The sequence below is a fragment of the Pseudomonas sp. LBUM1670 genome, from assembly GCF_059695695.1.
The window spans coordinates 4,997,399-5,022,589 of record NZ_CP166783.1; the positions used below are offsets into that span (position 1 = coordinate 4,997,399).

23 protein-coding genes are annotated in these 25,191 nt (G+C 61.0%); 8 read left to right on the forward strand and 15 right to left on the reverse strand.

Annotation, left to right across the window (positions count from 1 at the left end; genetic code table 11):
- Positions 1 to 43: 43 nt before the first annotated feature.
- Positions 44 to 1,378 carry an RNA helicase RhlE1 gene (gene rhlE1, locus ACA073_RS22830; RefSeq protein ID WP_008031738.1) on the reverse strand — a complete coding sequence of 445 codons (1,335 nt, stop codon included), beginning with the start codon at positions 1,376 to 1,378 and terminating at the stop codon, positions 44 to 46.
- A gap of 65 nt (positions 1,379 to 1,443) precedes the next feature.
- Positions 1,444 to 2,370, reverse strand: coding sequence for a drug/metabolite exporter YedA (gene yedA / locus ACA073_RS22835; protein WP_497399676.1), 927 nt, complete (start codon positions 2,368 to 2,370; stop codon positions 1,444 to 1,446).
- Between the two features lie 165 nt (positions 2,371 to 2,535).
- Between yedA and ACA073_RS22840 the strand changes: the two genes are divergently transcribed.
- Positions 2,536 to 2,988 (forward strand): Lrp/AsnC family transcriptional regulator, encoded by a 453-nt coding sequence (locus tag ACA073_RS22840; RefSeq protein ID WP_497399678.1) that lies wholly within the window; start codon positions 2,536 to 2,538, stop codon positions 2,986 to 2,988.
- Between the two features lie 127 nt (positions 2,989 to 3,115).
- On the opposite strand, the gene ACA073_RS22845 is transcribed toward ACA073_RS22840, so the two are convergent.
- The 3 genes from ACA073_RS22845 to ACA073_RS22855 all read right to left on the reverse strand — a co-directional run bounded on the left by ACA073_RS22845 (position 3,116) and on the right by ACA073_RS22855 (position 5,224).
- Positions 3,116 to 3,727, reverse strand: a complete 612-nt coding sequence (locus ACA073_RS22845; protein ID WP_214378980.1) for a 3'-5' exonuclease — start codon at positions 3,725 to 3,727, stop codon at positions 3,116 to 3,118.
- Positions 3,728 to 3,749: 22 nt separating this feature from the next.
- The gene (locus ACA073_RS22850; RefSeq protein WP_064675757.1) at positions 3,750 to 4,229 is read right to left on the reverse strand and encodes a LabA-like NYN domain-containing protein; all 480 of its coding nucleotides are present in this window, start codon (positions 4,227 to 4,229) and stop codon (positions 3,750 to 3,752) included.
- 257 nt (positions 4,230 to 4,486) lie between these two features.
- On the reverse strand, positions 4,487 to 5,224 hold the full coding sequence (locus ACA073_RS22855; RefSeq protein WP_497399680.1) for a DUF2076 domain-containing protein: 738 nt from the start codon (positions 5,222 to 5,224) through the stop codon (positions 4,487 to 4,489).
- A gap of 179 nt (positions 5,225 to 5,403) precedes the next feature.
- Here ACA073_RS22855 and ACA073_RS22860 point away from each other — a divergent pair, with 179 nt between their 5' ends.
- Both ACA073_RS22860 and ACA073_RS22865 read left to right on the forward strand, forming a co-directional pair.
- The gene (locus ACA073_RS22860) at positions 5,404 to 6,078 is read left to right on the forward strand and encodes a DUF7847 domain-containing protein (RefSeq protein WP_497404202.1); all 675 of its coding nucleotides are present in this window, start codon (positions 5,404 to 5,406) and stop codon (positions 6,076 to 6,078) included.
- A gap of 66 nt (positions 6,079 to 6,144) precedes the next feature.
- Positions 6,145 to 7,221, forward strand: a complete 1,077-nt coding sequence (locus tag ACA073_RS22865; protein ID WP_497399682.1) for an endonuclease/exonuclease/phosphatase family protein — start codon at positions 6,145 to 6,147, stop codon at positions 7,219 to 7,221.
- Positions 7,222 to 7,341: 120 nt separating this feature from the next.
- Here the strand turns inward: ACA073_RS22865 and ACA073_RS22870 are convergent, their stop codons facing one another.
- The 5 genes from ACA073_RS22870 to ACA073_RS22890 all read right to left on the reverse strand — a co-directional run bounded on the left by ACA073_RS22870 (position 7,342) and on the right by ACA073_RS22890 (position 13,257).
- Positions 7,342 to 8,178 carry an ABC transporter ATP-binding protein gene (locus ACA073_RS22870; RefSeq protein ID WP_497399684.1) on the reverse strand — a complete coding sequence of 279 codons (837 nt, stop codon included), beginning with the start codon at positions 8,176 to 8,178 and terminating at the stop codon, positions 7,342 to 7,344.
- On the reverse strand, positions 8,166 to 8,969 hold the full coding sequence (locus ACA073_RS22875) for an ABC transporter permease (protein ID WP_497399686.1): 804 nt from the start codon (positions 8,967 to 8,969) through the stop codon (positions 8,166 to 8,168). The genes ACA073_RS22870 and ACA073_RS22875 overlap by 13 nt, the downstream gene beginning before the upstream one ends.
- Positions 8,970 to 8,978: 9 nt before the next feature.
- Positions 8,979 to 9,965: an ABC transporter substrate-binding protein gene (locus ACA073_RS22880; protein WP_497399688.1), complete on the reverse strand. Its 987-nt coding sequence runs from the start codon at positions 9,963 to 9,965 to the stop codon at positions 8,979 to 8,981.
- A gap of 396 nt (positions 9,966 to 10,361) precedes the next feature.
- Positions 10,362 to 11,732, reverse strand: a complete 1,371-nt coding sequence (locus ACA073_RS22885) for an aspartate aminotransferase family protein (RefSeq protein ID WP_497399690.1) — start codon at positions 11,730 to 11,732, stop codon at positions 10,362 to 10,364.
- A 31-nt stretch (positions 11,733 to 11,763) separates the two neighbouring features.
- On the reverse strand, positions 11,764 to 13,257 hold the full coding sequence (locus ACA073_RS22890; RefSeq protein WP_497399692.1) for an aldehyde dehydrogenase: 1,494 nt from the start codon (positions 13,255 to 13,257) through the stop codon (positions 11,764 to 11,766).
- 225 nt (positions 13,258 to 13,482) lie between these two features.
- Here ACA073_RS22890 and ACA073_RS22895 point away from each other — a divergent pair, with 225 nt between their 5' ends.
- Positions 13,483 to 14,412, forward strand: coding sequence for a LysR substrate-binding domain-containing protein (locus tag ACA073_RS22895; RefSeq protein WP_497404204.1), 930 nt, complete (start codon positions 13,483 to 13,485; stop codon positions 14,410 to 14,412).
- Positions 14,413 to 14,774: 362 nt separating this feature from the next.
- Here ACA073_RS22895 and hrpB read toward each other — a convergent pair whose 3' ends face one another.
- Complete coding sequence (gene hrpB / locus ACA073_RS22900; RefSeq protein ID WP_497399694.1) at positions 14,775 to 17,291, reverse strand: ATP-dependent helicase HrpB; 2,517 nt, start codon at positions 17,289 to 17,291, stop codon at positions 14,775 to 14,777.
- 110 nt (positions 17,292 to 17,401) lie between these two features.
- Between hrpB and pmcY the strand changes: the two genes are divergently transcribed.
- Positions 17,402 to 17,821, forward strand: a complete 420-nt coding sequence (gene pmcY / locus ACA073_RS22905) for a periplasmic Zn2+ metallochaperone PmcY (protein WP_497399696.1) — start codon at positions 17,402 to 17,404, stop codon at positions 17,819 to 17,821.
- Between the two features lie 29 nt (positions 17,822 to 17,850).
- The gene (locus ACA073_RS22910; RefSeq protein WP_497399698.1) at positions 17,851 to 18,759 is read left to right on the forward strand and encodes a cation diffusion facilitator family transporter; all 909 of its coding nucleotides are present in this window, start codon (positions 17,851 to 17,853) and stop codon (positions 18,757 to 18,759) included.
- On the opposite strand, the gene ACA073_RS22915 is transcribed toward ACA073_RS22910, so the two are convergent.
- Positions 18,744 to 19,772, reverse strand: a complete 1,029-nt coding sequence (locus ACA073_RS22915) for a DUF6515 family protein (protein WP_497399700.1) — start codon at positions 19,770 to 19,772, stop codon at positions 18,744 to 18,746. The two genes, ACA073_RS22910 and ACA073_RS22915, sit on opposite strands and share 16 nt — an antisense overlap.
- Positions 19,773 to 20,208: 436 nt before the next feature.
- Here ACA073_RS22915 and ACA073_RS22920 point away from each other — a divergent pair, with 436 nt between their 5' ends.
- Both ACA073_RS22920 and ACA073_RS22925 read left to right on the forward strand, forming a co-directional pair.
- On the forward strand, positions 20,209 to 20,688 hold the full coding sequence (locus tag ACA073_RS22920; protein ID WP_007937367.1) for an Lrp/AsnC family transcriptional regulator: 480 nt from the start codon (positions 20,209 to 20,211) through the stop codon (positions 20,686 to 20,688).
- Between the two features lie 224 nt (positions 20,689 to 20,912).
- Positions 20,913 to 21,122 carry a DUF2788 domain-containing protein gene (locus ACA073_RS22925; protein ID WP_497399702.1) on the forward strand — a complete coding sequence of 70 codons (210 nt, stop codon included), beginning with the start codon at positions 20,913 to 20,915 and terminating at the stop codon, positions 21,120 to 21,122.
- Here ACA073_RS22925 and ACA073_RS22930 read toward each other — a convergent pair.
- The 3 genes from ACA073_RS22930 to ACA073_RS22940 form a co-directional block, all read right to left on the reverse strand.
- Positions 21,117 to 21,752: a pseudouridine synthase gene (locus tag ACA073_RS22930; protein WP_497399704.1), complete on the reverse strand. Its 636-nt coding sequence runs from the start codon at positions 21,750 to 21,752 to the stop codon at positions 21,117 to 21,119. The genes ACA073_RS22925 and ACA073_RS22930 overlap by 6 nt on opposite strands.
- A gap of 67 nt (positions 21,753 to 21,819) precedes the next feature.
- Positions 21,820 to 23,319 carry an AMP nucleosidase gene (gene amn, locus ACA073_RS22935; protein ID WP_497404206.1) on the reverse strand — a complete coding sequence of 500 codons (1,500 nt, stop codon included), beginning with the start codon at positions 23,317 to 23,319 and terminating at the stop codon, positions 21,820 to 21,822.
- A gap of 174 nt (positions 23,320 to 23,493) precedes the next feature.
- A complete protein-coding gene (locus tag ACA073_RS22940) occupies positions 23,494 to 25,140 on the reverse strand; it encodes an acyl-CoA dehydrogenase family protein (protein ID WP_497399706.1) in 1,647 nt (548 codons plus the stop codon).
- Positions 25,141 to 25,191: the final 51 nt, after the last annotated feature.

Below are 25,191 nucleotides of genomic sequence, written 5' to 3' on the forward strand. Positions count from 1 at the left end.
GCGGGCTTGCTCGCGAAGGCGGCTTAACAGACGCCGCAGCTAATCAAGGCTTACGCTTACGCGGCCCAGTGTTAAACACCGGCACTTTGCGCACAGGCTTGATCGAAGGCTCCGGCGCCGAAGCATCCCCGCTCTCAACCCATTTACCCAAATTGCGCTTACCGCCACTGGACGTCTTCGGCTTCTTCGGTTTTTTCGGCTTCTTCACCACCTGACCGCTGGCATCGGTATCCGGCACCCGGTGCTCTGGTTCAAAGTCATGTTCCATCTGCCGAGGCAACGTCTGACGCGTCAACGTCTCAATGGCCGACAGCAAATTCACTTCATCCGCGCACACCAGCGAAATAGCCTGCCCAGTGGCACCCGCACGGCCGGTACGACCGATCCGGTGGATGTAGTCCTCTGCCACGATCGGCAGGTCGAAATTCACCACCAACGGCAAATCTTCGATATCCAGACCACGGGCCGCGACGTCGGTAGCGACAAGGATCTGCACTTCGCTGGCCTTGAAACGGTCCAGCGCGCGCTGACGGGTGGCTTGCGGTTTGTCGCCGTGGATGCCGTCGGCATTGATGCCCAGGCCCTGGAGTTTTTCCACCAGCGCGTCCACGCCGTTGCGGGTCTTGGCGAACACCAGCACCTGCTTCCACTTGCCTTTGCGCAGCAGATGGATGAACAGCTCCGGCTTGCGCTTCTTGTCCACCGTCACCACCCACTGTTTAACGGTGTTGGCGGCAACGTTGCGCGGGCTGACTTCGATGCTCAGCGGATCGTTGAGCATTTGCCCGGCCAGCAGGCGAATCGCATCGGAGAAGGTCGCGGAGAACAGCAGCGTCTGACGTTTCTTCGGCAGTACCCGGTAAATGTTCCCCAGCTCCTCGGAAAAGCCCAGGTCGAGCATGCGATCGGCTTCGTCCAGCACCAGGGTTTGCAGCTGGTTGAACTTCAGCGCGTTCTGGCGGAACAGGTCGAGCAAGCGGCCCGGCGTCGCCACCAGCAGGTCGACGCCTTTGCGCAGCTTCATCATTTGCGGGTTGATGCTGACGCCGCCGTACACCGCATAAGTGCTCAACGGCAGGTTCTCGGCGTACTGACGCACGGCTTCGTGAACCTGTTCGGCCAGTTCGCGGGTCGGCACCAGGATCAGCGCGCGCACCGAGTTGGCGGTGACTTTCGGCCCTTCCATGGCCAGCAATTGCAGCAGCGGCAGCGCGAAACCGGCGGTCTTGCCGGTGCCGGTCTGGGCGGCGGCCATCAGGTCACGACCGGCCAGCACCGCCGGAATGGCTTGCGCCTGAACCGGCGTAGGGGTCTGGTAGCCGAGCGTCTCGAGAGAGCGCAGCAAGGGTTCGATCAGGCCAAGGGTGGCGAAAGTCATGGGATTACCGTAGGAAAATTCAGCGCGGTTGTGCAAAACGAGTGTGCAATGGCGCGCAGTTTACCCTAATTCACGCTCGATTCTGTCTGCACCACGGCAGCAGGTCGAACCGGCGCCCGCCGCCACTGCGGCAAACCGATCAACACCACAGCACTGATGATCACCAACATAGCCAACGCTTCTTCGATACCAATCGTTTCGCCAACGAACACGATCCCCAACAACACCGCCACTGCCGGGTTGACGTAGGCATAACTGGTGGCCGCCGCCGGACGTACGTTTTTCAACAGGTACATGTAGGCGTTGAAGGCGATGATCGAACCGAAGAAGGTCAGATAGGCCAGCGCCGCCCACCCTTCAATCGGCGGCATGGCTTCCAGGTGCTCACCGCTCAAGGCACTGCCAATCAGCAGCACCACGCCACCCACCAGCATTTCCACGGCACTGGCCATCGCCCCCTGAGGCAGCGGCAAATGCTTGCTCCACACCGAACCGAACGCCCAGGCCGCCGCCGCGAATATCAGCAACAGCGCGCCCAGCGGGCTCGATTGCAGGTTGGAACCGAGGTTGAGCATGGCGATGCCGATCAGCCCGAGCACAATCCCGGCCCATTCGAGACGGGTATTACGCGCGCCCCAGAAATATCCACAGAGCAAGGTAAACAGCGGCACCGTCGCCACCGCCAGCGCAGCGACGCCAGAAGCGACGCCCATGTGCTCCGCCACACTCACCCCGCCGTTACCGCACGCCAGCAGCAAAATCCCGATGATCCCCGCCGCTTTCCACTGCGCCCAGGTCGGCGCCGGCGCCCCGCGCCAGCGCAGGAACCCATACATCAAGGTCCCGGCGATGACGAAGCGAATACCGGCGAGCAGCAAGGGCGGCCAATACTCCACGCCGATACGAATCACCAGGTAAGTCGAGCCCCAAATCACGTACAAGGCGAAAAAGGCAGCGATCAACGGCAAGGGAAAACGGCGCAGGCCAGGCATGGGGGCAGCTCGCAGGCAAGGACAAATGAACAGCTATTCTAGAAAGGCCAACGGCGGAAAATAAGTTACAAAACCTGTTTATCGCGCCGGTACACTTTTCAAATCACGGAGATCAGCGCTATAAACCGTGTTTTCGAAAGTCAGTCTTTTTTCAGGAATCCGCCCATGGACAAATACGACCGCATGCTCCTCAGCGCCCTGCTGGAAAACGGTCGTGCGTCCTACGCCGACCTCGCGCGCAAGGTCAACCTGTCCGCCCCGGCCGTGGCCGAGCGAGTGGCCAAACTTGAGGCCAGCGGGGTGATTACCGGTTATCAGGCGAAAGTCGACATGGCCAAGCTAGGGCTGCCGATTCAGTGCGTGATCGAACTGCGCCTGAATCAGCATGGCAATCAGAAAGCCTACGACGACCTGATCAAAATCCCGCAACTGACCGAATGCCACCGGGTGACGGGTGATCCGTGCGTGATCATGCAGGCGGCGGTGGGCTCGATGCCGGAGCTGGAAGAGTTGATTAACCGGATTGCCACGTTCGGGTTCAGCAAGACGTCGATTGTGTTGTCGAGCGCGATCGAAAAGCGCGTGCCACTGGGGCAGCTGGAAGGTAAGCCGATCTAAAGTTGCAGGTGAACAACTGTGGGAGCGGGCTTGCTCGCGAAAGCGGTGTGTCAGTCGACATCAATGTTGAATGACACACCGCTTTCGCGAGCAAGCCCGCTCCCACAGGGGATTTGCGGGGTGTCTGTCAGAACCCGCGATGGCGCTTCAGGTGTTCATTGATCTTTGCCGCTGGCACTTTCTGCAGGCTGACCAGCAAATCATGGGACAGCTCGCGCAACCCGTGCTTCTGCCGAAGTTCCTGCGCGAGGTGTGCCGTGAGATTGGCGGCCATTTCGGCATCGGCCATGGCCCGGTGAGCCTGGCCGGTATGAGGCAGTTTGGCGAAAGTAGTGAGCGTACCGAGTTTGTGATTCGGCGCAGCGGGCATCAATCGTCTGGCGAGTAACAGCGAGCAGGCAAAGTTCTGCAACCGAGTGCGTTTGATCCGCCCCAGTTCAAAGTCCCAGAACTTCTGGTCGAACGCGGCGTTGTGCGCCAGCAGCGGCGTGGTGCCGACGAATTCGTTGACTTCGTTCATCACCTGTTCGGCCGACGGCGCGGTGCGCAGCATGGCGTTGCTGATGCCGGTGAGTTGTTCGATGAAGGCCGGGACGCGTACGCCGGCGTTCATCAGGCTCTGGTAACGCTCAACGATGCGCCCCTGTTCAAGGATCACCACGGCAATTTCCGTGGCCCGGCAGCTACTGCTCGGGGAGATCCCGGTGGTTTCAAAGTCGATGACTGCTATGCGTTCCAAACCTGTTTCAACTCCGTAAAAATCAATTCTTGAGCAGCAACGCGCCTTCGATCGGCACGTAGCGGCTGGCGGCGCGGATCAGCGAGTTGGCCGTCAGGCCCGGCACGCCGTAGGCCACCGCTTGCACACCGTGCTTGGCGATGATGCGTTCCAGCAGCATGTCGAAATCGCCGTCACCGGAGGCCAGCACCACTTCGTCGACGTGGTCTGCCGCGTCCATGATGTCGAGGGTGATGCCCACGTCCCAGTCGCCCTTGGCCGAGCCGTCGCTGCGCTGGATATAGGGCTTGAGCTTCACGGTGAACCCGAGATTGCGCAGGATCTGCTGGAACTGCTGCTGTTTGCTGTCGCCACGGTCAATCGCGTAGGCATAGGCCTCGACGATCTCGCCCTGCTTGCTGATGTCAGCCCACAACGCGGCGTAGTTGAAGTGGCAACCATAGGCCTGACGCACGGTGTAATAGAGGTTTTGCACATCGGCGAACACTGCAATTTTTTTCACCGCACATCCTCTCGGCGCTTAAGCGCACAGGCTGAATCAGGCACCGGGCCCGAAAAGTTGCCCAGTATGCCAGCCTGAAGGATTGTTCCGCGAATAATCGGCCCGAAGCCTCTTGGAGCCTCGGACGAATGGCAACCTGTGGCGAGGGAGCTTGCTCCCGCTGGGTCGCGAAGCGGCCCCCAAAAAAGGACTGCTGCGCAGCCCAGCGGGAGCAAGCTCCCTCGCCACGGGTTCGGTGTTACACCTGTAACGTTGAATCAGACGAAGGAATCGTCGTCGTCGCCGCCGCCGCCGCCGCCGCCGAAGAACGATGAACTGTCATCGCTGTAATCACCAGAGTTGTCAGCCACACGCTGATCGTCGCCCCAACCGTTGTCACCGCCCTGATCGTTGACCTGAGCCGGCTCTTCCTTGATCACTTCAACCACTTCCGGCTGCTGGTTGTCGTGGAACAGGCTGCTGATGCCCTGTGCCAGCATCACGCCACCCGCCACACCGGCCGCGGTTTTCAGCGCGCCACCGAGAAAACCGCCCCCGACCGGCTGCTGCGGCACGTAGTTCTGCTGCGGTGGCGGTGCACCAAAATTTTGCTGGGGCGGTGGCGAATTGAACGACTGTCGCCCAGGTTCACGCCAACCGCCACTGGAGGGCGGCGCACTTTGCGCAGGCGTTTCACGGGAACTGCCGCCGAAAATACTCGACAAGAAGCCACCGCCGCTCGGTGCCGGAGCAGCCGTCTGTGCCTTGGCCGATTGCAGTTCGGCCTGCAATTGCTGGATTTGCTGAGTAAGTTGCTTGTTCTGTTGGTCGAGGCTTTTGATTGCTGCCTCTTGCACCAGAATGGCCTGGGTCATGAAGTAGCCCGCCGCGGGTTGGCGAGTCAGGTGTTCCTTGATCCGCGCCTCGGCCTGGGCGTCGCGCGGGGCTGAATCCGTTTCGGCCTGTTGCAGCCGGGAAAACAGTCCATCGATCAGGGTTTGTTCTTCGCTGTTCATGGCGACCTCGTAGATTGCCGGGGAAATCGTTGTCCTTCTCCACTGAGGATAAGGTGCTCGACCTTAATGGAGGCTGAAACAAGTTGTTTCAATGACCTTTACCGAACGTTTACGTTTGCTTCAGGCGGTACATCATCGGTTACAGTGAGTTACTAAATGTGAACCTGCGATACCGACTGATGAATCCGTTCGATGTACTGCGTGACTCTTTGTATTTCTTCAAGCGCAATCTGCGCCAGATCGTGCGGCTGTGCCTGCCGTTGGTGATCTTCGAAGCGCTGCTGCAACAAGTGGTCGACCATTCCACCCCACCTGACAGTTTTCCCGGCATCAGCGTGATTGTCGGTTTGCTGGTGTATCCGCTGTACACCGCCGCGCTGATCCTGTTTCTCGATGCGCGCAGCCGTGGCGAATCGCCGCGCAACCGTGACCTGCTGGCGAGGTCCGCCTGGCTGTGGCCGCGTTTCGCCCTGCTGACCGCGCTCAATACCGTGCTGATTCTGCTCGGTCTGTCGCTGTATTTCCTGCCGGGCATCTGGCTGATGGTGACCCTCGCGTTCGGCGAGTACCTGCTGGTACTGCGCGGCCTGGCGCCACTGGCGGCGATGAAGGAAAGCCTGCGTCTGACCCGCGGCCATTTCATGCGCATCCTGGTGTGCATTCTGTGTGTGATGGGGCCGTTGTGGGTGCTCAAGGGGTTGACCCTCCAGGTTTACCCGGAGCCGCAGAACCCGATGATTTCCCTGCTGATCGACAGCGCCCAGAGCTTTTTGCAGCTGTTCACCAGCGTGGTGCTGTTCCGTTTGTTCATGCTGATCAGCGAGGTACCGGAGAAAATCGACCGGCCGCTCTGACCGTGGGCTTCGGCGCGGCGCTCGGTTATGCTCGGGGCCATCTTTTGTAACGCTATAAGCCGAGCCATGACCCGTCTACTGCGCTACACCCTGCTAGGCCTGCTGATCGCTGCCGGTCTGATTGCCTTGCTGATCTACAGCCTGACCTGGCGCCCCGAGGCCAGGGAAACGCTGCCCGTCAGTTGCAACGCTCAGGCACCGACACTGGTGCCCGGTCAGGCGCTGAAAGTGATGACCTGGAACGTTCAGTACCTGGCGGGTAAACGCTATGTGTTCTGGAATGACCTGGCGGCCGGCAACGACGAAAACCCGACCGCCGAAGACATGGCTTTCAGCCTCGATGAAGTAGCACGGGTGATTCGCGACGAGCAACCGGATGTTGTGCTGCTGCAGGAGCTTGATGACGGCGCCAAGGCCAGTGATTACCTGAGCCAGTTCAAACTGCTTCAGGAACGGCTCGCCGACCGGTATCCGTGCAGCGCTCACGCCTTCGACTGGAAAGCTGATTTCGTGCCGGAACCACACATTTTCGGCAGCGTCGGCCGGCAACTGGTGACCCTCAGCCGTTTCCAGATCGAACACGCCGAACGCCTGCAACTGCCGGTCGCGCCAGCCAACTTCATCAGCCGCCAGTTCAAACCGAGAAACGCGCTGCTGGTGACTTACCTGCCGTTGAGCGACGGCGGTCAGATGGCGGTGCTCAACACCCATCTGGACCGCGTCCTCCAGCCTGACGACACGTTGCAAGCCCAAGTGAGCGCTGTCGCCAAGGTGCTCGACAAATACGAAAGTCGGGGCACGCCATGGCTGATCGGTGGCGACTTCAACCTGTTACCGCTGGGTCAGTATCGACGCCTGCCCACCGAACAACGCACGCCCTACTCCGCCGATAGTGCGTTGCACCTGTTGTGGGACAAGTACCCGATGATCCCGACCAACAATGAAGCCAGTGGAATCGATCGGGCGCGGTGGTTGACGCATTACCCGAATGATCCGGGCTTGAACGGCCCGGACCGGACTGTCGACTACCTGTTTTACAGTCCGCGGATCAAGCGGGTCGAGGCGATGGTGAGGCAGGACGATACCTTGCGGATCTCCGATCATTTGCCGGTGATTGCGCGGTTTCTTTTACCGGCCAACTGAAGATGCAGAACCTGTGGGAGCGGGCTTGCTCGCGAAGGCGGTGTGTCAGTCAACATCAATGTTGAATGGTCAATCGCCTTCGCGAGCAAGCCCGCTCCCACAGGGATAGACGGTGCAAGGTCAATGCACCTCCTCCAAGTCATCATGCAATAACCCGAAAATATTGCGTTTCATCTCGATAAACGAGCGCTCCATGACCATGTCCAGGGTCCGTGGGCGTTCGATCGGCACGTCCAGAATCTGCTTGATCCGTCCAGGTCTGGCGCCCATCACGTAAACCCGGTCACCCAGCAGAATCGCCTCGTCGATATCGTGGGTCACGAACAGCACGGTCTTCTTGCTGTTGCCCCAGACCCGCAACAACAGCTGCTGCATTTGCAGGCGCGTCTGGCTGTCGAGTGCGCCGAAGGGTTCGTCCATCAGCAGGATTTGCGGGTCGTTGGCCAACGCCCGCGCAATCGCCACACGCTGCATCATGCCGCCGGACAGCTGCTTGGCGTAGTTGTCGGCGAACCCCGTCAGGCCGACTTCATTGACGTAGTAATCGACGATTTCCTTGCGCTGCGCCGCCGCCATGCCGCGACGCTTGAGGCCGAACTCGACGTTCTGCCGCACGGTCAGCCACGGAAATAGCGTGTAGCTCTGGAACACCATGCCGCGATCCGCGCCGGGGCCCTGCACTTGCTGGCCGCCGACGTAGATCTCGCCTTCCGTGGGTTCATTCAGGCCGGCGGTGAGGTACAGCAAACTCGACTTGCCGCAGCCCGACGGCCCGACCAGCACGGCGAACTGCTGATCCGGAACCTCGAATGAAACCTGATCCAGTGCGGTGAACATTCCGCCATCGGGCTTCTGGTAACGCAGGCTGACCTTGTCCACTTGCAGGCGTGGCGCGGCGTGCGCCGGGGCGGCCATCGGGGTGACGAAACGCGGGTTGACGGCGGTTACTGAGCCCATGCGGCAATCCTCAGACGAAGGAAACGGAACAGTTGATCGGTGACCAGGCCCAACAGGCCGATGATCGCGATGGCCAGAAAAATCACATCCACCTGAAAGCCGCGCATGGCTTTAAGGCTCAAGTAACCCAAACCGCTCGAAGCCGCGACCAGTTCGGCGACCACCAGGTAAGTCCAGGCCCAGCCCATGGTCACGCGCAAGGTATCAAGCACGCCCGGCAACGACGCCGGGGCGATCACATGCAGCACCGCGTCGCGGCGGTTTGAACCCAAGGTGTAGGAAGCATTGATCAGGTCTTTGGAGATGCCCTTGGACACGTCCGCAATCATCACCAGTTGCTGGAAAAACACACCGAAGATAATCACCGAAACCCGCTGTTCCAGACCGATGCCGATCCACAGAATGAACAGCGGTACGAACGAGGTCACCGGCAGGTAGCGAATGAAATTCACCATCGGTTCAAGGAACGCCTGAACGATGCGAAAGCTGCCCATCAGCAATCCCAGCGGCACCGCCACCAGCGACGACACAATGAAACCGACCATCACCACTTCGACACTGGCCCACACATGTTGGCCGAGCGTGCCGTCGCGGCTCAGGCGCACGGCGGCCTCGACCACCGCGCCGGGTGTCGGCAGGAACATGCCCGGCACCACGCCGCCGTACGACAACCCGGCCCACAGGCCGACCAACAACACCCAGGCCAGACCGCTGGCGCTCCAGATCACCGACCCCGGCAGGCCGGTCTTGGGCGTGATGCAGCGGCTCAGCCATGAATTGCGCTTGAACATGCGAACCTCCTACAGCGGGGTGACGAAGCGGTTGTCGATCAGGTCGTCATTGCTGACGTTGTAGGGTTTGCCCTGCAGTTCACTGGCGGTTTCATTGGCCAGTTTGATCAGCGGTTCGCTGTCGCCCGGCTTGCCCGGCGAGCCCAGGAGTTTTTCGCTCATGGCCTGATCGTAGAAGCGCACGCCTTGCGCGGCGGCTTCCAGTTCCTTCGGATCGGCGAGGTAACCACCGACGCCTTTGGCCATGATTTTGTAGGCCTCCTGCGGATGGTCCTTGGTGTACTGCACCGCTTTGTACAGACCGGCAACCAATGCCTTGACATCTTCCGGTTGCTTCTCGATGACGGTGCAGTTGAGCGCGACCACATCGACAATGACGCCCGGCGTGCTGCTGCTGTCGATCAATACTTTGCCTTGTTGTTTGTTGCGCACCATCGACAGGTGCGGTTCCCAGGTCACGGCGGCCGGTACGCGACCGGCGATGAACGCGGTGGCGGCGTCGTCGGCCGTCATGTTTTGCACGGTGATGTCGCTCATGGTCATGCCGTGTTTTTTCAGCAGATAAGACAGCCAGAACTGCGAGGTGGAACCTTCGTTCACCGCCACGGCTTTGCCTTTCAGCTCCTGCAGACTCTTGACGTCCTTGCCCACCAGAACACCGTCGCCACCATGGCTGTCGTCCAGTGCAGCTACGGCTTTGAAGCAGAATTGCGGGCGGTACTTGAGCACTTCGTCGATGGTCGAGGCCGAGCCAGATAATTCGCCCGAGGCCTGCGCGGCCATGTACATCGAGGCTTCTTCGACGACGGGCAATTCGACGGTCAAACCGTTTTCCTTGAAGTAGCCCAGATCCTGGGCGAGGTAAAGCGTGCCGTAACCGACCCACGTGGTGTGGCCGATAGAGAGGGTGCCGGCCTGGGCGCTGGTGGCGACCGTGGCGGCGATGGCGGTGACCGCCAGTGGATGAGCGACGCGGGTAAGTAAGGACTTGATCATGGAGCACTCCCAAAGCTGTTGATTTAGTTTTGTCATGGGCAGTACGGCCAGTGGCCTTGGAGAAGCGCTGCCACTTGTGGTCTCTGATGGACCTTGTTGTGGGCAGCGTTCGGCTGACTGGCGAGGTCGATGTTGGACCAAGGTGGGGATCAGGAAAATCAGGAAATATGTCGTTGGGAGTGATGAAAAAACTGGGTAGCTTGGGCTGTAAAAGGGCGGGGTTGGCGGGGGTGCATGGGGGGTGCACAAGGTGAAAGCTGTGGTGAGTCGGCTATCGCCTTCGCGAGCAAGCCCGCTCCCACATTGGATCTATGTCGGTCACAAAATTTGTGTACGACACCGATCAAGTGTGGGAGCGGGCTTGCTCGCGAAGAGGCCTGAAAGAGCGCTAAAAAATCAAAGCCGGCCGTATTCCTGAGCGGTACGATCGATCGCTTTCAGGGTTTTGCCGACAAGCTCATCAACCTCTTCCCGACTGGCAATCAACGCCGGCGCCATGATCATTCGCCCCAGCGTCGAGCGAATGATCACCCCTTCCTCAAAGCCAATCGTGCGGCAGCGCCAGGCAATGTCGTTTTCGTTGGCAAAGCGCTTGCGGCTGGTTTTGTCTTCGGCCAACTGCAACGCCGCGACCATCCCGACACCCTGAATATCCCCCACCAACGGGTGATTGCCGAACACCTCGCGCAAGCACTGTTGCAGGTATGGCCCGATGTCGTCCTTGACCCGCGCCACCACGCCCTCATCGCGCAACGCCTTGAGGTTGGCGATGGCCACCGCTGCCGCCACCGGGTGCCCGGAATAGGTCAGGCCGTGGGCAAACACGCCGCCCTGCTCCACCAATACCTGCGCCATTTTCTTCGACAGGATCAGCCCGCCCATGGGGATGTAACCGGAGGTCAAACCCTTGGCGATCGACAGCGTGTCCGGCTCGAAACCGAAGTGTTCATGGGCGAACCATTCGCCGGTGCGACCGAAGCCGCCGATCACTTCGTCGGCACACAGCAGCACGTCGTATTTGCGGCAGATCCGCTGAATCTCCGGCCAGTAACTTTCTGGCGGGAAGATCATCCCGCCCGCGCCCTGGAACGGTTCGGCGATGAACCCGGCAACCTTGTCCGCGCCCAGTTCGAGAATCTTCGCTTCGAGTTGCTGCGCCGCTCGCAGGCCAAATTCAGCCGGGGTGAGGTTGCCTTCATGAGCGAAGAAATACGGCTCGTCGATGTGCTCGATGTCCGGCAGCATGCCGCCCATTTCGTGCATGAACTTCATGCCACCGAGCGCCGTCGCTGCCAGGGTCGAACCGTGATAACCGTTCCAGCGACCGATCATGACTTTCTTCTCGGGCTTGCCGAGGATCGTCCAGTAACGGCGCACGGTACGGATCAGCACCTCGTTGGCCTCGGACCCGGAGTTGGTGTAGATCGCGTGGCTGTAGTGCCCCGGCAACAGACTGAACAGCAGCTCCGACAGCTCGATCACCTGTGGGTGAGTGGTGTGGAAAAACATGTTGTAGTACGGCAGTTGCTCAAGCTGCTGTGTCGCCGCAGCGGCCAGATCCTTGCGGCCATAACCGAGGTTGGTGCACCACAGCCCGGACATGCCGTCGAGGTACCGCCGACCATCGTTGTCCCACAGGTGCAGACGCTCGCCACGGACCATCACCCGCGGTCCTTCGTCATTGAGCGCCTTCTGATCGACGAAGGCGTGGATGTGGTGCGCAGCGTCGGCGGCCTGGTAGTCGCGGGTTTCACGTGGTGTGGTCATCGCCAGTTCTCCGTTTTGTTGTTAGCGGCTGTTATGAGCGCAGCTGAAACCAGGTGGTCTTCAACTGGGTGTATTTATCGAATGAGTGCAGCGACAGATCACGGCCAAAACCGGACTGCTTGCCGCCGCCGAACGGCACGGTCACATCGAGCGCATCGACGCTGTTCACCGACACCGTGCCCGCCCGCAATTGCCGCGCCACGCGGTGCGCGCGATTGAGGTCATCGGTCCACAGCGACGCGGCCAGACCGTAGACGCTGTCGTTGGCCAGTTGCACGGCATGTGCCTCGTCATCGAACGCCGTGACCGCCAGCACCGGGCCGAACACTTCGTCGCGAAACAGCGGCATGTCCGGGCTCACGCCGGTAAAAATCGTCGGCTGAATGAAGTTGTCCGAACCGTTGAAGATCGACTGTCGGCCGCCGCATATCCGCGTCGCGCCCTGACGTTCGGCGTTTTGGATGAACTTCATGATGCGCGCGGTCTGGCGGCTGTCGACGATCGCCCCGGCACTGCTCGACGGGTCCAACGGATCGCCCGGCAACCAGCGCTCGGCCTGCGCTTTGAGGCGCTGGACGAACTCATCATGAATCGAGCGTTCCACCAGCAACCGCGAGTTGGCCGAACAGACTTCGCCCTGATTGAAGAAGATCCCGAACGCGGCTTTCTCGGCGGCGAGATCCAGATCCTGACAATCGGCGAACACCAGGTTGGCACTCTTGCCGCCGCACTCCAGCCACACCTGTTTCAGGTTCGATTGCGCGGAATACTGCATGAAATATTTGCCGACTTCGGTGGAGCCGGTGAACACCAGGCAATCGACGTCCGGGTGCAAACCGAGGGCCTTGCCGGTTTGTTCGCCGAGGCCCGGCAGCACGTTGAGCACGCCTGCTGGCAGCCCGGCTTCCAGCGCCAGCTCGGCCAGGCGCAGGGCGGAAAACGGTGATTGCTCGGCGGGTTTAAGGATCACCGAATTGCCTGCCGCCAGCGCTGGTGCGAGTTTCCACGCGGCCATGTCCAGCGGAAAATTCCACGGCACCACGGCGGCGATCACGCCCAGTGCTTCGCGAGTGATGGTCGCCAATACGTTCTGCGCACTGGGCGCGATCTGGTCGTAGAGTTTGTCGAGGCTTTCGGCGTACCAGCGGAACACCCCGGCGGCGCCGGGCACGTCGATGTTGTAGGCGTCCATCACCGGTTTGCCCATGTTCAGCGAATCGAGCAGTGCCAGTTCTTCGCGGTGGGTCATGATCAGATCGGCCAGACGCAGCAGCACTTGCTTGCGCTCACCCGGCGAACGCGCCGCCCAGGTGCCAGCCTCGAACACTTGCCGCGCATTTTTGACCGCGACGTCGACGTCTTCAGCGCCGCACGCGGTCACGTTGGCCAAGCACTGGCCGGTGGCCGGGTTGATCGCGGCGAAGGTTTGCCCGGACTGCGCCGAACGGGGTTTACCGTCGATCAGGGCCCGGTCGGGGAACTGCAGCGCAGCGGCTTTTTTTTGCCAGTATGCAAGCTCGAACACGTTCAGATGCTCCATGGGCTTTTCTTGTGTCTGGATGGTGGCCCAGGCCCGTGTCGAGGAAAAATAGTAAAAATGTCTTCGCAGACCATGAAAAAACTGGGCAGCCCATCTCCACGGTCGCGCGGTATGTGGTTATTGTTCAGGCACAACAACACCGTCGTCAGAACGGATGCAGTCGGCGCAAAAATGGCCTGGATGTCGAGTCCATCCACCCCGAGGTTTGCCGTGGCTGCCTACAACCTGCGTCAATTGAAGTACTTCATCACCACCGTCGAATGCGGCAGCGTCGCCGAGGCCTCGCGCAAGCTGTACATCGCCCAACCGGCGATCTCCACGGCGATCAAAGGCCTGGAAGACAGCTTCGGCGTGCAACTGCTGATCCGTCATCACGCCCAAGGCGTGTCCCTGACCCCCAGCGGTGCGCGCTTTTACCGCAAGGCCCAGGAACTGTTGCGCATGGCCAAGGAGTTCGAACAGAACGCTTTGGCTGACAACGACGTGGTGGCCGGGCAAATCGACATCGGCTGCTTCGAAACCGTCGCCCCGCTGTACCTGCCGCAATTGATTGCCGGGTTCTCGGCGCTGTACCCGGGGGTGAAAATCCGCATCCGCGACGGCGAGCAGCAGGAACTGGTGCAGGGCCTGACCTCGGGCACTTTCGACCTGGCGATCCTCTATGAACACGACCTCGACGCCACCATCCAGACCGAACCACTGATGCCGGCGCAGCGACCTTACGCGCTGCTGCCGGCAGATCATCGCTTTGCCCAGCTCAAACAGGTGTCGCTGCGTGATCTGTGCCTGGAACCGATGATCCTGCTGGACGTGCAACCGAGCCGGACCTACTTCGTCAGCCTGTTCGAAGAGCTGGGTCTTACGCCACACATTGCCTTCAGCTCACCGTCGATCGAGATGGTCCGGGGCATGGTCGGCCAAGGGTTCGGCTTCTCGATCCTGGTCACCCGCCCGCACTCGGAATGCACCTACGACGGCCAGAAAGTGGTGTGCGTGGACATCGTCGAAGACGTTACCGGCTCAGGGCTGGTGGCTGCGTGGCTGAAGCGCGGGCAACTCACCAAACCAGCGCAGTTGTTTGCGGATTACTGCCGGGAGCAGCTCACCGCCAAAGCCGAAAGATCACACCCACCCCTGTAGGAGCGAAGCTTGCTCGCGAAGGACGTCCAGACAACGCGTTCATTCAGACAGCACGCGTCTTCGTTGACGACCATCGCGAGCTTCGCTCCTACAGAGGAATGCGTACACCTGAAAATCAGGCCGGCCGGTAGGCCGCCTCGCAGTGCTTTTGCGGTGCACGCCCCCTGGAGAGGCCGAGTGGAGGTTCTGCGCAGTGGGCAACCCGGCATGGATGCCGGGTTAGCCGCCCCCGGAGCAGGACCGGAGCGAGGCACCGAACGAAAGGGGCAAAAGCCCTTGGTTACTTGGGGCTCTTCCAAGTGACCCGCCATAAGGGCGGAACCAATAGCCGCCGTTACCGCAACAACGGATATACACACAAATCACTTACGCGGCTTGATCCGCGCCGTAGCCTCCGCCACCAACGGATCATCCGGCCAATAATGCTTCGGATACCGCCCCTTCAAATCCTTCTTCACCTCGGCATACGTACTGCGCCAGAAGTTCGCCAGATCCTGCGTCACCTGCACCGGCCGCCGCGCCGGCGACAACAAATGCAATTTCACCACCTGCCGTCCACCGGCGATGCGCGGCGTTTCGGCCAACCCGAACAGCTCCTGCAAACGCACCGCCAGAATCGGCGGCTGCTCGCTGTAATCCAGACGAATCGACGAACCCGACGGCACGCTCAAATGATGCGGCGCCCACTCGTCCAGCCGCTGCGGCAACGGCCACGGCAGCAAGTTGTGAACGATGCTCGACAGGTCCAGATTGGCAAAGTGACTGAGCCGCGAGACCTTCCCCAGATACGGCATCAACCAGTGTTCAAGGCTTTTGAGCAGCGCAGCATCACTGACATCCGGCCACTCACTCTGATCCTTGCTCCCCAGATCCAGCTGCCGCAACAACGCCACTCGCGCCTGCCACTGACGCAACTCCGGCGTCCACGGCAACAGCTCCAGACCTTTGCGCCGCACCAGATTCACCAGCGCCTGACTGCGAGCGGTTTCATCAAGCCCGGTCAATGGTTCACGACTGAGGATCAACTCCCCGACCTTGCGTTGACGCTCGGCGCGCAACACACCTTCGCGCTCATCCCAATCCAGCTGATCGACCACACGCACCTGCTCGGCCAACACCGAATCGAACAACGCCGGATCAAAATCCGCCGCCAGATAAATTCGCTCTTCACGTTGGCCCTGACGGCTGCCGAGATCGGCGATCACCAGCCACGACTCCTTCATCAAACTGTCGGCTTCGGCGAACAACGCCGCACGACCGTTGGCCAGGCGATATTCCGCGCCACCGGCACGTCGCTGCTGGGCAACACGGTCGGGATAGGCCAGCGCCAACAGTGCGCCGAGCCAGCGTGGATGATCCGGATCGCCGACCGGCTCCGACGCCTTGCCACGCAGATAACCGCGATACTGCCGCGCCAGTTGCCGGGCTCGCTGAACGCCGCCCTGAGCCCCGCGCGCAGCACGCTCTTCACCGGACAGCAGCACCAATCGACTGTGCAAATCGGCGCCGGCACCACGCAAGATATCCCGCTCACCGAGCAATGCCGCGACATCACACGCCATCTCCGCCAAGCCAAGCGCCTGCCCGCGCAGCAGCAAATGTGCGATGCGCGGATGCGCCGGCAGCTCGGCCATAGCCTGACCGTGACGGGTCAGCGCTTCACCGTCCAATGCCCCCAAACGATCAAGCAAGTCCTGAGCCTGTGCGTAGGCTGCTGTCGGTGGCACGTCGAGCCACACCAACTGCCCCGGCGACACGCCCCAGCGACCCAGTTGCAACGCCAATCCGGCAAGGTCTGCCGAAAGAATTTCCGCACTCGCATACGCCGCCAATTGCTCGTGCTGATCCTGCGACCACAAGCGATAACACACGCCCGGTTCCAGGCGCCCTGCCCGACCGGCGCGCTGGGTGGCGCTGGCGCGGGAGATGCGTTGCGTGTCGAGGCGGGTCATGCCGCTGCCCGGATCGAAACGCGGCACTCGCGCCAGCCCGGCATCGATCACCACGCGCACGCCGTCGATGGTCAGGCTGGTCTCGGCGATGTTGGTCGCCAACACGACTTTGCGAAAACCTGCCGGTGCCGGATCAATCGCGGCACGTTGCGCGGCGAGGTCCAGTTCGCCGTGCAACGGGCAGAGCAACACCTGCGTGCTCTCACCCAACGCATCGGCCAATTGTTGATGCACCCGGCGGATTTCCGCTTGCCCCGGCAGGAACACCAGAAGGCTGCCGGTTTCGTCATTCAAGGCTTCGAGAATCGTCTGCACCAGACGCGGCTCGATAAATTCACCGGGCTGGAACGGCCGCCCCCAGCGCATCGCCACCGGGTACATGCGCCCTTCACTGCGCAGGATCGGCGCGTCATCGAGCAACCCGGCCAGGCGTTCACCTTCCAGCGTTGCCGACATCAACAGGATTTTCAGCGGCTGATCGTCGCGGAACAGCTCCCGTCCATTCAGGCTCAGGGCCAATGCCAGATCGGCGTCGAGACTGCGTTCGTGAAATTCGTCGAAGATCAGCAAACCCACCCCTTCCAGCGCCGGATCATCCTGCAAGCGGCGAGTGAGGATGCCTTCGGTGACCACTTCGATACGGGTCTTGGGACCGACTTTGCTGTCGAGACGAATGCGATAGCCAACGGTTTCACCGACTTTTTCGCCCAGCTCACTGGCCAGACGTTCCGCCGCCGCACGTGCTGCCAACCGGCGCGGTTCAAGCATCAGAATGGTCTGCCCGGCCAGCCACGGCTCGTTGAGCAACGCCAGTGGAACACGGGTGGTTTTACCGGCGCCGGGCGGTGCTTCGAGCACGGCTTCGTGGCGTGTAGCCAAGGCTTCACGCAGGGTGGGTAAAACTTCATCAATCGGCAAAGAAATCATGCTGGCTCCCAAACAGAGGGCCGAGTATAACGGCGAACTGCCTGGCGTTCGTCGCGGTCCTAATTCATAACGACGACGCTTCGTTTTCCAGATAACTCAGGAGAGTTCATATGCGTGTTCCCTTTCGCCTGATTGGCGGTGTGCTGGTCGCGACCCTGCTGACCCAGGTCACTGCTTGCGGATCGATTTTCTACCCCGATCGCCGTGGGCAGATCGACGGCAAGATTGACCCGGCCATCGCCGTGCTGGATGCCGTGGGCCTGCTGTTCTACATCATCCCGGGCCTGATCGCTTTTGCTGTCGACTTCGCTACCGGCGCGATCTACTACGCACCCGGCGAGACCGCGCACGTGGCACCGGAAAAACTCAAGGAAGCCATTGGCGCCGACGGCAAGGTCGATAACCACAAGTTGCAGACTATTCTTGAAACCGAACTGGGCCGCAGCTTCCCGCTGGACGACCCACGTTTGATTCAACACAAGGGCAGCACTCAGCAACTGGCGATGCTCGGCCTGCAACCTGCCGCGTAATCCGTGCACATAAAGGAATAGCCGCCCCTATGACCTCCAGCTCCGAACACGCCCGCCTGCTGCGGCTGGCGACCCGTGCCTCGGTGGCGGTGGCGTGCACGTTGATCGTCGCCAAGGCCATCGCCTGGTGGTTGAGCGGTTCGGTCAGCATGCTCGCCGGGCTGACCGACTCGGCCCTCGACGGCGTCACGTCGCTGCTCAACCTGCTGGCGGTGCATTACGCCTTGCGCCCTGCCGACGAGGATCACCGTTACGGGCACGGCAAGGCTGAGTCTCTGGCGGGCATGGCGCAGGCATTGTTCATTGGCGGCAGTGCGGTGTTGATTGCGTTGCAGGCGTTTGATCGGCTCAAGCATCCGGAACCGGTGGGTGCGCCGTGGATCAGCATCGGGGTGATTGTGTTCTCTCTGGCGCTGACATTGGCCCTGCTGATGTTGCAGCATCGGGTGGTCAAGGCCACCGGTTCCAACGCGGTGCGCGCCGACGCCCTGCATTACCGTTCGGACATGCTGCTCAATGGCAGCATTCTGGTTGCGCTGGTGCTGGCCGGCTTCGGCTGGCATCAGGTGGATGCGTGGTTCGGATTGGGGATCGCCGCGTACATTCTCTGGAGCGCCATTCAGATCGCCCGGGAAAGTTTTACGGTGTTGATGGATGAAGAGCTGCCGCCGAATGTCAGTCAGCACATGCTCGAACTGGCCTGCAGCGTGCCAGGGGTTTTGGGGGCGCACGACCTGCGCACGCGGGTTTCCGGCAATCAATGGTTCGTGCAATTGCACCTGGAATTGCCGGGTGAGCTGACCCTGTCAGTCGCCCATGGCATCAGCGATCAAGCGGCGGATGCGATTCACGCCGCTTACCCGCGAGCCGAAGTGCTGGTGCACGCCGACCCGCAGGAAGTGGTGAAGACCGACAGCGCGAATCAGAAACTCACCTGATACCCGCGACTGCTCAGGCAGTTGCCTTGGGCCTGACGGTAGGCTTGCACCACCGACGGGTCCGGTTGATAAGTGGCCGTGCGCGGATCGAAGCCGCTCTGCTGCACCGCGTATTGATAGCACTCGTACCCGTCCTGATTGACCTGTTCCGGCGACTGCCCGTTGGCCGGATACGCCACCACGTCATAACCATTGCTGACCGGTTGCGGCTGCGGTTGCACGGGCGGTTCGACCACGATGTAATCCTGAGTACTTTCCTGGTAGGCGTAATACGAACCGGCCGCGAGGAACAACAGCGCGCCACCGACCCAAACTTCCCGGGCGTAATCCGGCAGATAGCCGACGCGAATCCCGCGCGGCGGCTGCACCACCACATAACGCGGGCCCAGTGGCCGATACCAGTAGCCTGCGGAGTAGAAATAATCCTGCCCCCGATAGGGCACGCGGTAGTCGCGGTCCGGGAAGCGGTCGATCACATGACCGGGACGATACTGCGGCCCTGGTCCCCAACCATTACCGTGCCCATCCGGGCGACCGGCCCAGCGATGGTCATCGGGACGCGGGCCGTTGTTCTGCCAGTGCTGATTGTTGTCATTGCGCCGCGGCACATCCTGGTAGTAACCACGCTGTGGCTGCTGGGTCTGGCGCACGGTATCGGACCGACCCTGAATCGGCAGGTCGTTGGCCGGCAATTGTGGTGACGGCGGTGGTGGCCGAACGGGACTGTTGAAGTCGCGAGGCTGATTGTCTCGTGGCTGATTGCTTTGCCCCTGACCGCCATTGTGCGGTTGCCCGTTGTGCTCGAACTGGCGACTGTTGTCCCCGCGAATGATGTCGTTATTCTGCGAGGGCGGCTGATTGTTGCCGCCATGCCCCTGATTGTTACCCTGATGCCCATCTCCACGTTGTCCGTTGTCAGGACCACGGTTCTGCGGCTCATCGGCCAGCGATTGCGCAGTGACACTGATACACAGCAAACCAACACCGGCCAAACGCCAGATGCGCGACTTCATGCTTTTCCTCACTGCGGGTTAGGGCTTGTACGTAAGACTGGGAAAGCACAGGCCGGTTCTGCAACAGGTTATCAGTCGCAAAACTTATTTATTGAGGGGCCGGCGTCAAATGGCGGGCAAAAGAAAAGGGAGACCCGTCGGCCTCCCTTTGAGAACTTCGTCCGTGCTCGACGCTTTTGACGTCGGCTCACCTCACGCCGTCTTCTGGACAGTGTGCAGCTCGGGGGCCAGCGCATCCCCGGTGGGGGTGGCGGCCGCGACTGGCCTGATTGGGCGAGCCGCTGTGGACTGTTTGTCCGAGCAGTGATTCTGGTGATAAGAATAGGCCTGCGACGCCGACAGAGGATTGCGAAGATTGCTCAAATAAACATGACTTGCGCAATTTTTAACCCTGGATAGATAATCTGCCGCAATTGATATGACAAAGGCCTGATTGATGAGCAAACTCGACCGATACGACCTGAGCATTTTGGCGGAATTGCAGCGCGACGCGCGCATCTCCAACCAGGAGCTGGCCGAACGCATCGGCCTGTCGCCTTCACCGTGCTCGCGCCGGGTCAAGCAACTGGAAGATGACGGCTACATCTCCCGCCAGGTGGCGCTGCTGGACCGCAAGATGCTCGGTTTGAGCCTGACCGCTTACGTGCTGATCGGCATGGACCGGCATACGCCGGAGCGCTTCGAGAACTTCGAAGCCGCCATTCGCACCTTGCCGCAAGTGCTGGAATGCAGTCTGGTGACGGGGATGGATGCGGACTATCAGCTCAAGGTGGTGGTGCCGGACATGGATCACTACCAGAAATTGCTGCTGGGGCATCTGACGCGGATTGAAGGGGTGACGAGTGTGCGGTCGAGTTTTGTGCTGAATCAGGTGTTGAATAGCACTGAGTTGCCCTTAACTCATCTGCGCAGCTGACACGCTTACCTGTAGGAGCGAGCTTGCTCGCGATGGGCTTAAGGGCGGCGCGTTTAACAAGGAGGAACGCGTTATCGTTAACGTCCATCGCGAGCAAGCTCGCTCCTACAGTTTAAAGCCGGGCGACGAATAGCTGCGACACACCGCCGCAGCCCAATGCTCCGCCCCTCCCCCATGCCGTATACTCCAGCGCCTTTTAGCCCCGCCCGCGCTGGAGATGTCCGATGGATCCTGCAGTTTTCGAAGAGTGGATGATGACCGGACTGGTCAGCATTCTGATCATTTTCATGGGTTTCATCGTCTGGGATCTGGCGAAAAAATCCAAGGCCGGGCGCTTTGGCTCGTTCATCCTGTTCTTCGTACTCGGCCTCGGCGTGGCCGCCTTCGTGGTCAAAAGCGTGGTTATCGGGATGATCGAATCCGGCTCGCTATAAGCGCGCCGGCACTTCCTTCCACTGGCCCTGATCGAGCCCTTCGATCGTCCAGTCGCCGATTCTGACCCGCACCAGACGCAACGTCGGCAAGCCGACCGCCGCGGTCATGCGCCGGACCTGACGGTTACGCCCCTCGCGAATCACCAGCTCCAGCCAACGGGTCGGCACGCTTTTGCGAAAGCGTACCGGCGGATTGCGTGGCCACAATTCTGGCTCTTCAAGCTGCCGCGCTTCAGCGGGCAAGGTCATGCCGTCGTTCAGTTCGACACCCTCGCGCAAACGCTGCAACTGCTCAGCGCTCGGTTCGCCCTCCACTTGCACCCAGTAGGTCTTGGCCAGTTTGTGTTTGGGATCGGCAATCCGCGCCTGAAGCTGGCCGTCGTTGGTCAGCAGCAGCAAGCCTTCACTGTCGCGATCCAGGCGTCCTGCGGGGTAAATCCCGGGAATTTCGATGTAGTCCTTGAGCGTCGCCCGCCCTTCGCCATCGCTGAATTGCGTCAGCACATCGAAGGGCTTGTTGAACAGAATCAGCTTCGGCTCGGCCGGTGGCGCTTTGGCGACACGGCGCGGGGCTGAGGGCGGGTTATTCGCGCCAGGACGGCGAGACACGGGACGTTGAGGACGTGACATGGGAAAGGAACATCTAACGGTCAGGGCTGCTAATGCTAGTGCCCTGACCGCCAAATGACCATGACTGTCAGCGGAACGGCGGCTCGTCGAAGCTGCGCAGTTTGCGCGAGTGCAGCGAGTTGAGTTCGGTGCGCAACAGATCCACCGCCTCGATACCGATCTTCAAGTGCTGGCTGACCGCGCGCTCGTAAAACGCGTTGGCCGAACCCGGCAGCTTGATTTCGCTGTGCAGCGGTTTGTCCGAGACACAGAGCAACGTGCCGTACGGCACCCGCAAGCGATAACCTTGCGCGGCGATGGTGCCGCTTTCCATGTCCACCGCCACGGCGCGGGACAGGTTGATCAGCGGACGTTCCTGGGCCCAACGCAACTCCCAGTTACGGTCGTCGTAGGTCAGCACGGTGCCGGTGCGCAGGCGTTTTTTCAGTTCGTCGCCCTTCTCGCCGGTGATGTTGGCCGCCGCTTGCTGCAACGCCATCTGCACTTCGGCCAGGGCCGGAATCGGAATGTTCGGCGGCACGACCCGGTCGAGAATCCCGTCGCGGCGCATGTAGGCGTGAGCCAGCACGTAATCGCCAATGGTCTGCGACTGACGCAAACCGCCGCAGTGACCGATCATCAACCAGCAATGCGGACGCAGCACCGCCAAATGGTCGGTGATGTTCTTGGCGTTGGACGGGCCGACACCGATGTTCACCAGGGTCACGCCATGACCGTCGCTGGCGATCAGGTGATAGGCCGGCATCTGATAGCGGTGCCAAACCACACCGGCCGCAATCGCCGAGGCTTCACCGTGATCCATGCTCTTTTCGATGATGACGTTGCCCGGCAACACCATGCGCACGAAACGCGGATCGCTGCGCAACTGCTCCAGACCATGGACGATGAACTGGTCGACGTAACGGTGGTAGTTGGTCAGCAGAATCCATGGCTGCACATGGCGCCAGTCGCTGCCGGTGTAATGCACCAGACGGCGCAGGGAGAAATCCACCCGCGCGGCATCGAACAGGGCCAGCGGCAGCGGATCGGTGTTTTCCCAATCATACAAACCGTCAGCGATGCCATCGGTGGCGGCGGACAGGTCGGTACTCGGGAACACCCGCGCCAGCACGGCAGCGGTCACGCCGGAGCCGGCCAGTTCATCGCCCTGCTCGACCACGTAGGGATACGGAATATTCTGCTGGCTGATGCCGACTTCCACGGTCACGGTGAAGTCATGCATCAACGGCACAAGTTGTTCCAGCAAGTATTTACGGAAAGCCGCCGGATGGGTGACGGTGACGCTGTAGGTCCCCGGCAACTGCACCTTGGCGTACGCGCGCGTGGTCTGCGGGACTTCGCCCTGGCAGTGGTAGGTCAGACGCAGTTCAGGGTATCGAAACATCGCACGCTGTTCGGCGTCCGGGTCAATACGATCCTTGAGGTAACGCTTGAGCGCCTGATGCAGCGCGGTGGTTGCACGATTGTGCAAGAGAGCAAGCCGGTCCACGGCTTCCTCGGCGGTTTGAACGACAATAAAAGCTTCGGTCACGATCAGCATCCTGTGTTCTGACTTGCAGGTCTTCATCTTGCCTGCATCGTCGTCCGACGGGAACAGTGGCGTGTCGCCCAAATACTAAGTCTTACGCAGATCAATGGTGGGAGCGGGCTTGCTCGCGAATGCGGTCTATCAGTCAACATCTCTATCGACTGACACACCGCATTCGCGAGCAAGCCCGCTCCCACAGGGGTTCGGTGGTGTTTACAGAAGCGGGGTCGACCGGGCGACGATCGCTTCCACCTCCAGCCCCCGTGGCAACGCGCCATACACCCGACCGGCGGAGCCGAGGCGGCTGGCGATGAAGGCATCACTGACCGCTGAATTGCCCGCTTCAAGCAATAGTCTGGCCTGCAGCCCCAGCGCGATATCTTCCGTGAGCTGCCGCGCACGATACTGAATGTCGCTGGTGTCCTTGAAGGCTGTCTGCAACTGGCTGATGTGCGCGGCCAGCCGTTTGTCGCCATGACCATCGCCCAATTCGCTGAACAGCACATCCAGCACACCCGGTTCTTTCGACAGCGCCCTCAACACATCCAGGCACTGCACATTGCCAGAACCTTCCCACGTCGAATTGACCGGTGCTTCACGGTACAAACGCGGCAGGATGCTGTCTTCGACATAACCCGCGCCGCCCATGCACTCGGCGGCCTCGTTGATCATCGCGGGGGCGCGCTTGCAGATCCAGTATTTGCCTACCGCTGTCACCAGTCGGGCGAATTTCGCTTCGTGTTCATCCTCCAGATCATCCAGCGCCTTGCCCATGCGCAGGCTCAACGCCAGGGCCGCTTCACTTTCCAGCGCGAGGTCGGCAAGCACGTTCTGCATCAACGGTTGCTGGCTGAGCAGCTTGCCACCGACGCGGCGATGGGCGCAGTGATGGCTGGCCTGAGTCAGTGCCTGGCGCATCAGCGAGCTGGACCCGACCATGCAATCGAAGCGGGTCATGGCAACCATTTCGATGATGGTCGGAACGCCGCGCCCTTCTTCGCCGACCATCCACGCCAGCGCACCACGGAACTCCACTTCGCTGGAGGCGTTGGAGCAATTGCCGAGTTTGTTCTTCAGGCGCTGGATGTAGAACTGATTGCGCGTGTCGTCCGGGCGATGACGCGGCAACAGGAAACAGGTCAAACCCTTGTCGGTCTGCGCCAGGGTCAGGAAGGCATCGCACATCGGCGCGGAACAGAACCACTTGTGACCCACCAGTTCGTAGGCTTGCCCCGGACCGCTGGCCCCCACCGGATACGCTTTGGTGGTGTTGGCCCGCACATCGGTGCCGCCCTGTTTCTCGGTCATCGCCATGCCGATGGTGACGCCGGCCTTGTGGGCCATGCCGACGTTGCGCGGGTCGTATTCGGTGGCAAGAATCTTCGGCAGCCACTGCTCGGCCAGATCCGGTTGCAGGCGCATCGCCGGGACGCTGGCGAAAGTCATGGTCAACGGGCAACCGCTGCCGGCTTCGGCCTGGCTGTGCAGATAGGTCATGGAAGCGCGGGCGACGTGGGCGCCGGACTGCGGATGAGCCCAAGGCAAGGAAGTCAGACCATGCTCGACCGCCGTGCGCATCAGTTCGTGATAAGCCGGGTGAAATTCCACCAGATCGATGCGATGACCATAACGGTCGTGACTGCTGAACACCGGCTTGTTCTGGTTGGCCAGAAACCCCGCTTCCATCAGCGGCCCGCCGGCCAGTGCGCCGTATGCGTCGATCCGCGATTCGGCCCAACCGGCCCCGAAACGCCGCGACCACTCCTGCAAAGGCAAGTCGATGCGATACAGGTTGGTGCCGTCCAGCGACGGTGGCTGGTTGGTGACTTCGTGGGTTTCGGCGAACGGATGCAGGTTCATGACGGGGCTCCTTTGGTCAGCCAAGGAATTCAGTTAATCACTGCCCCGAGG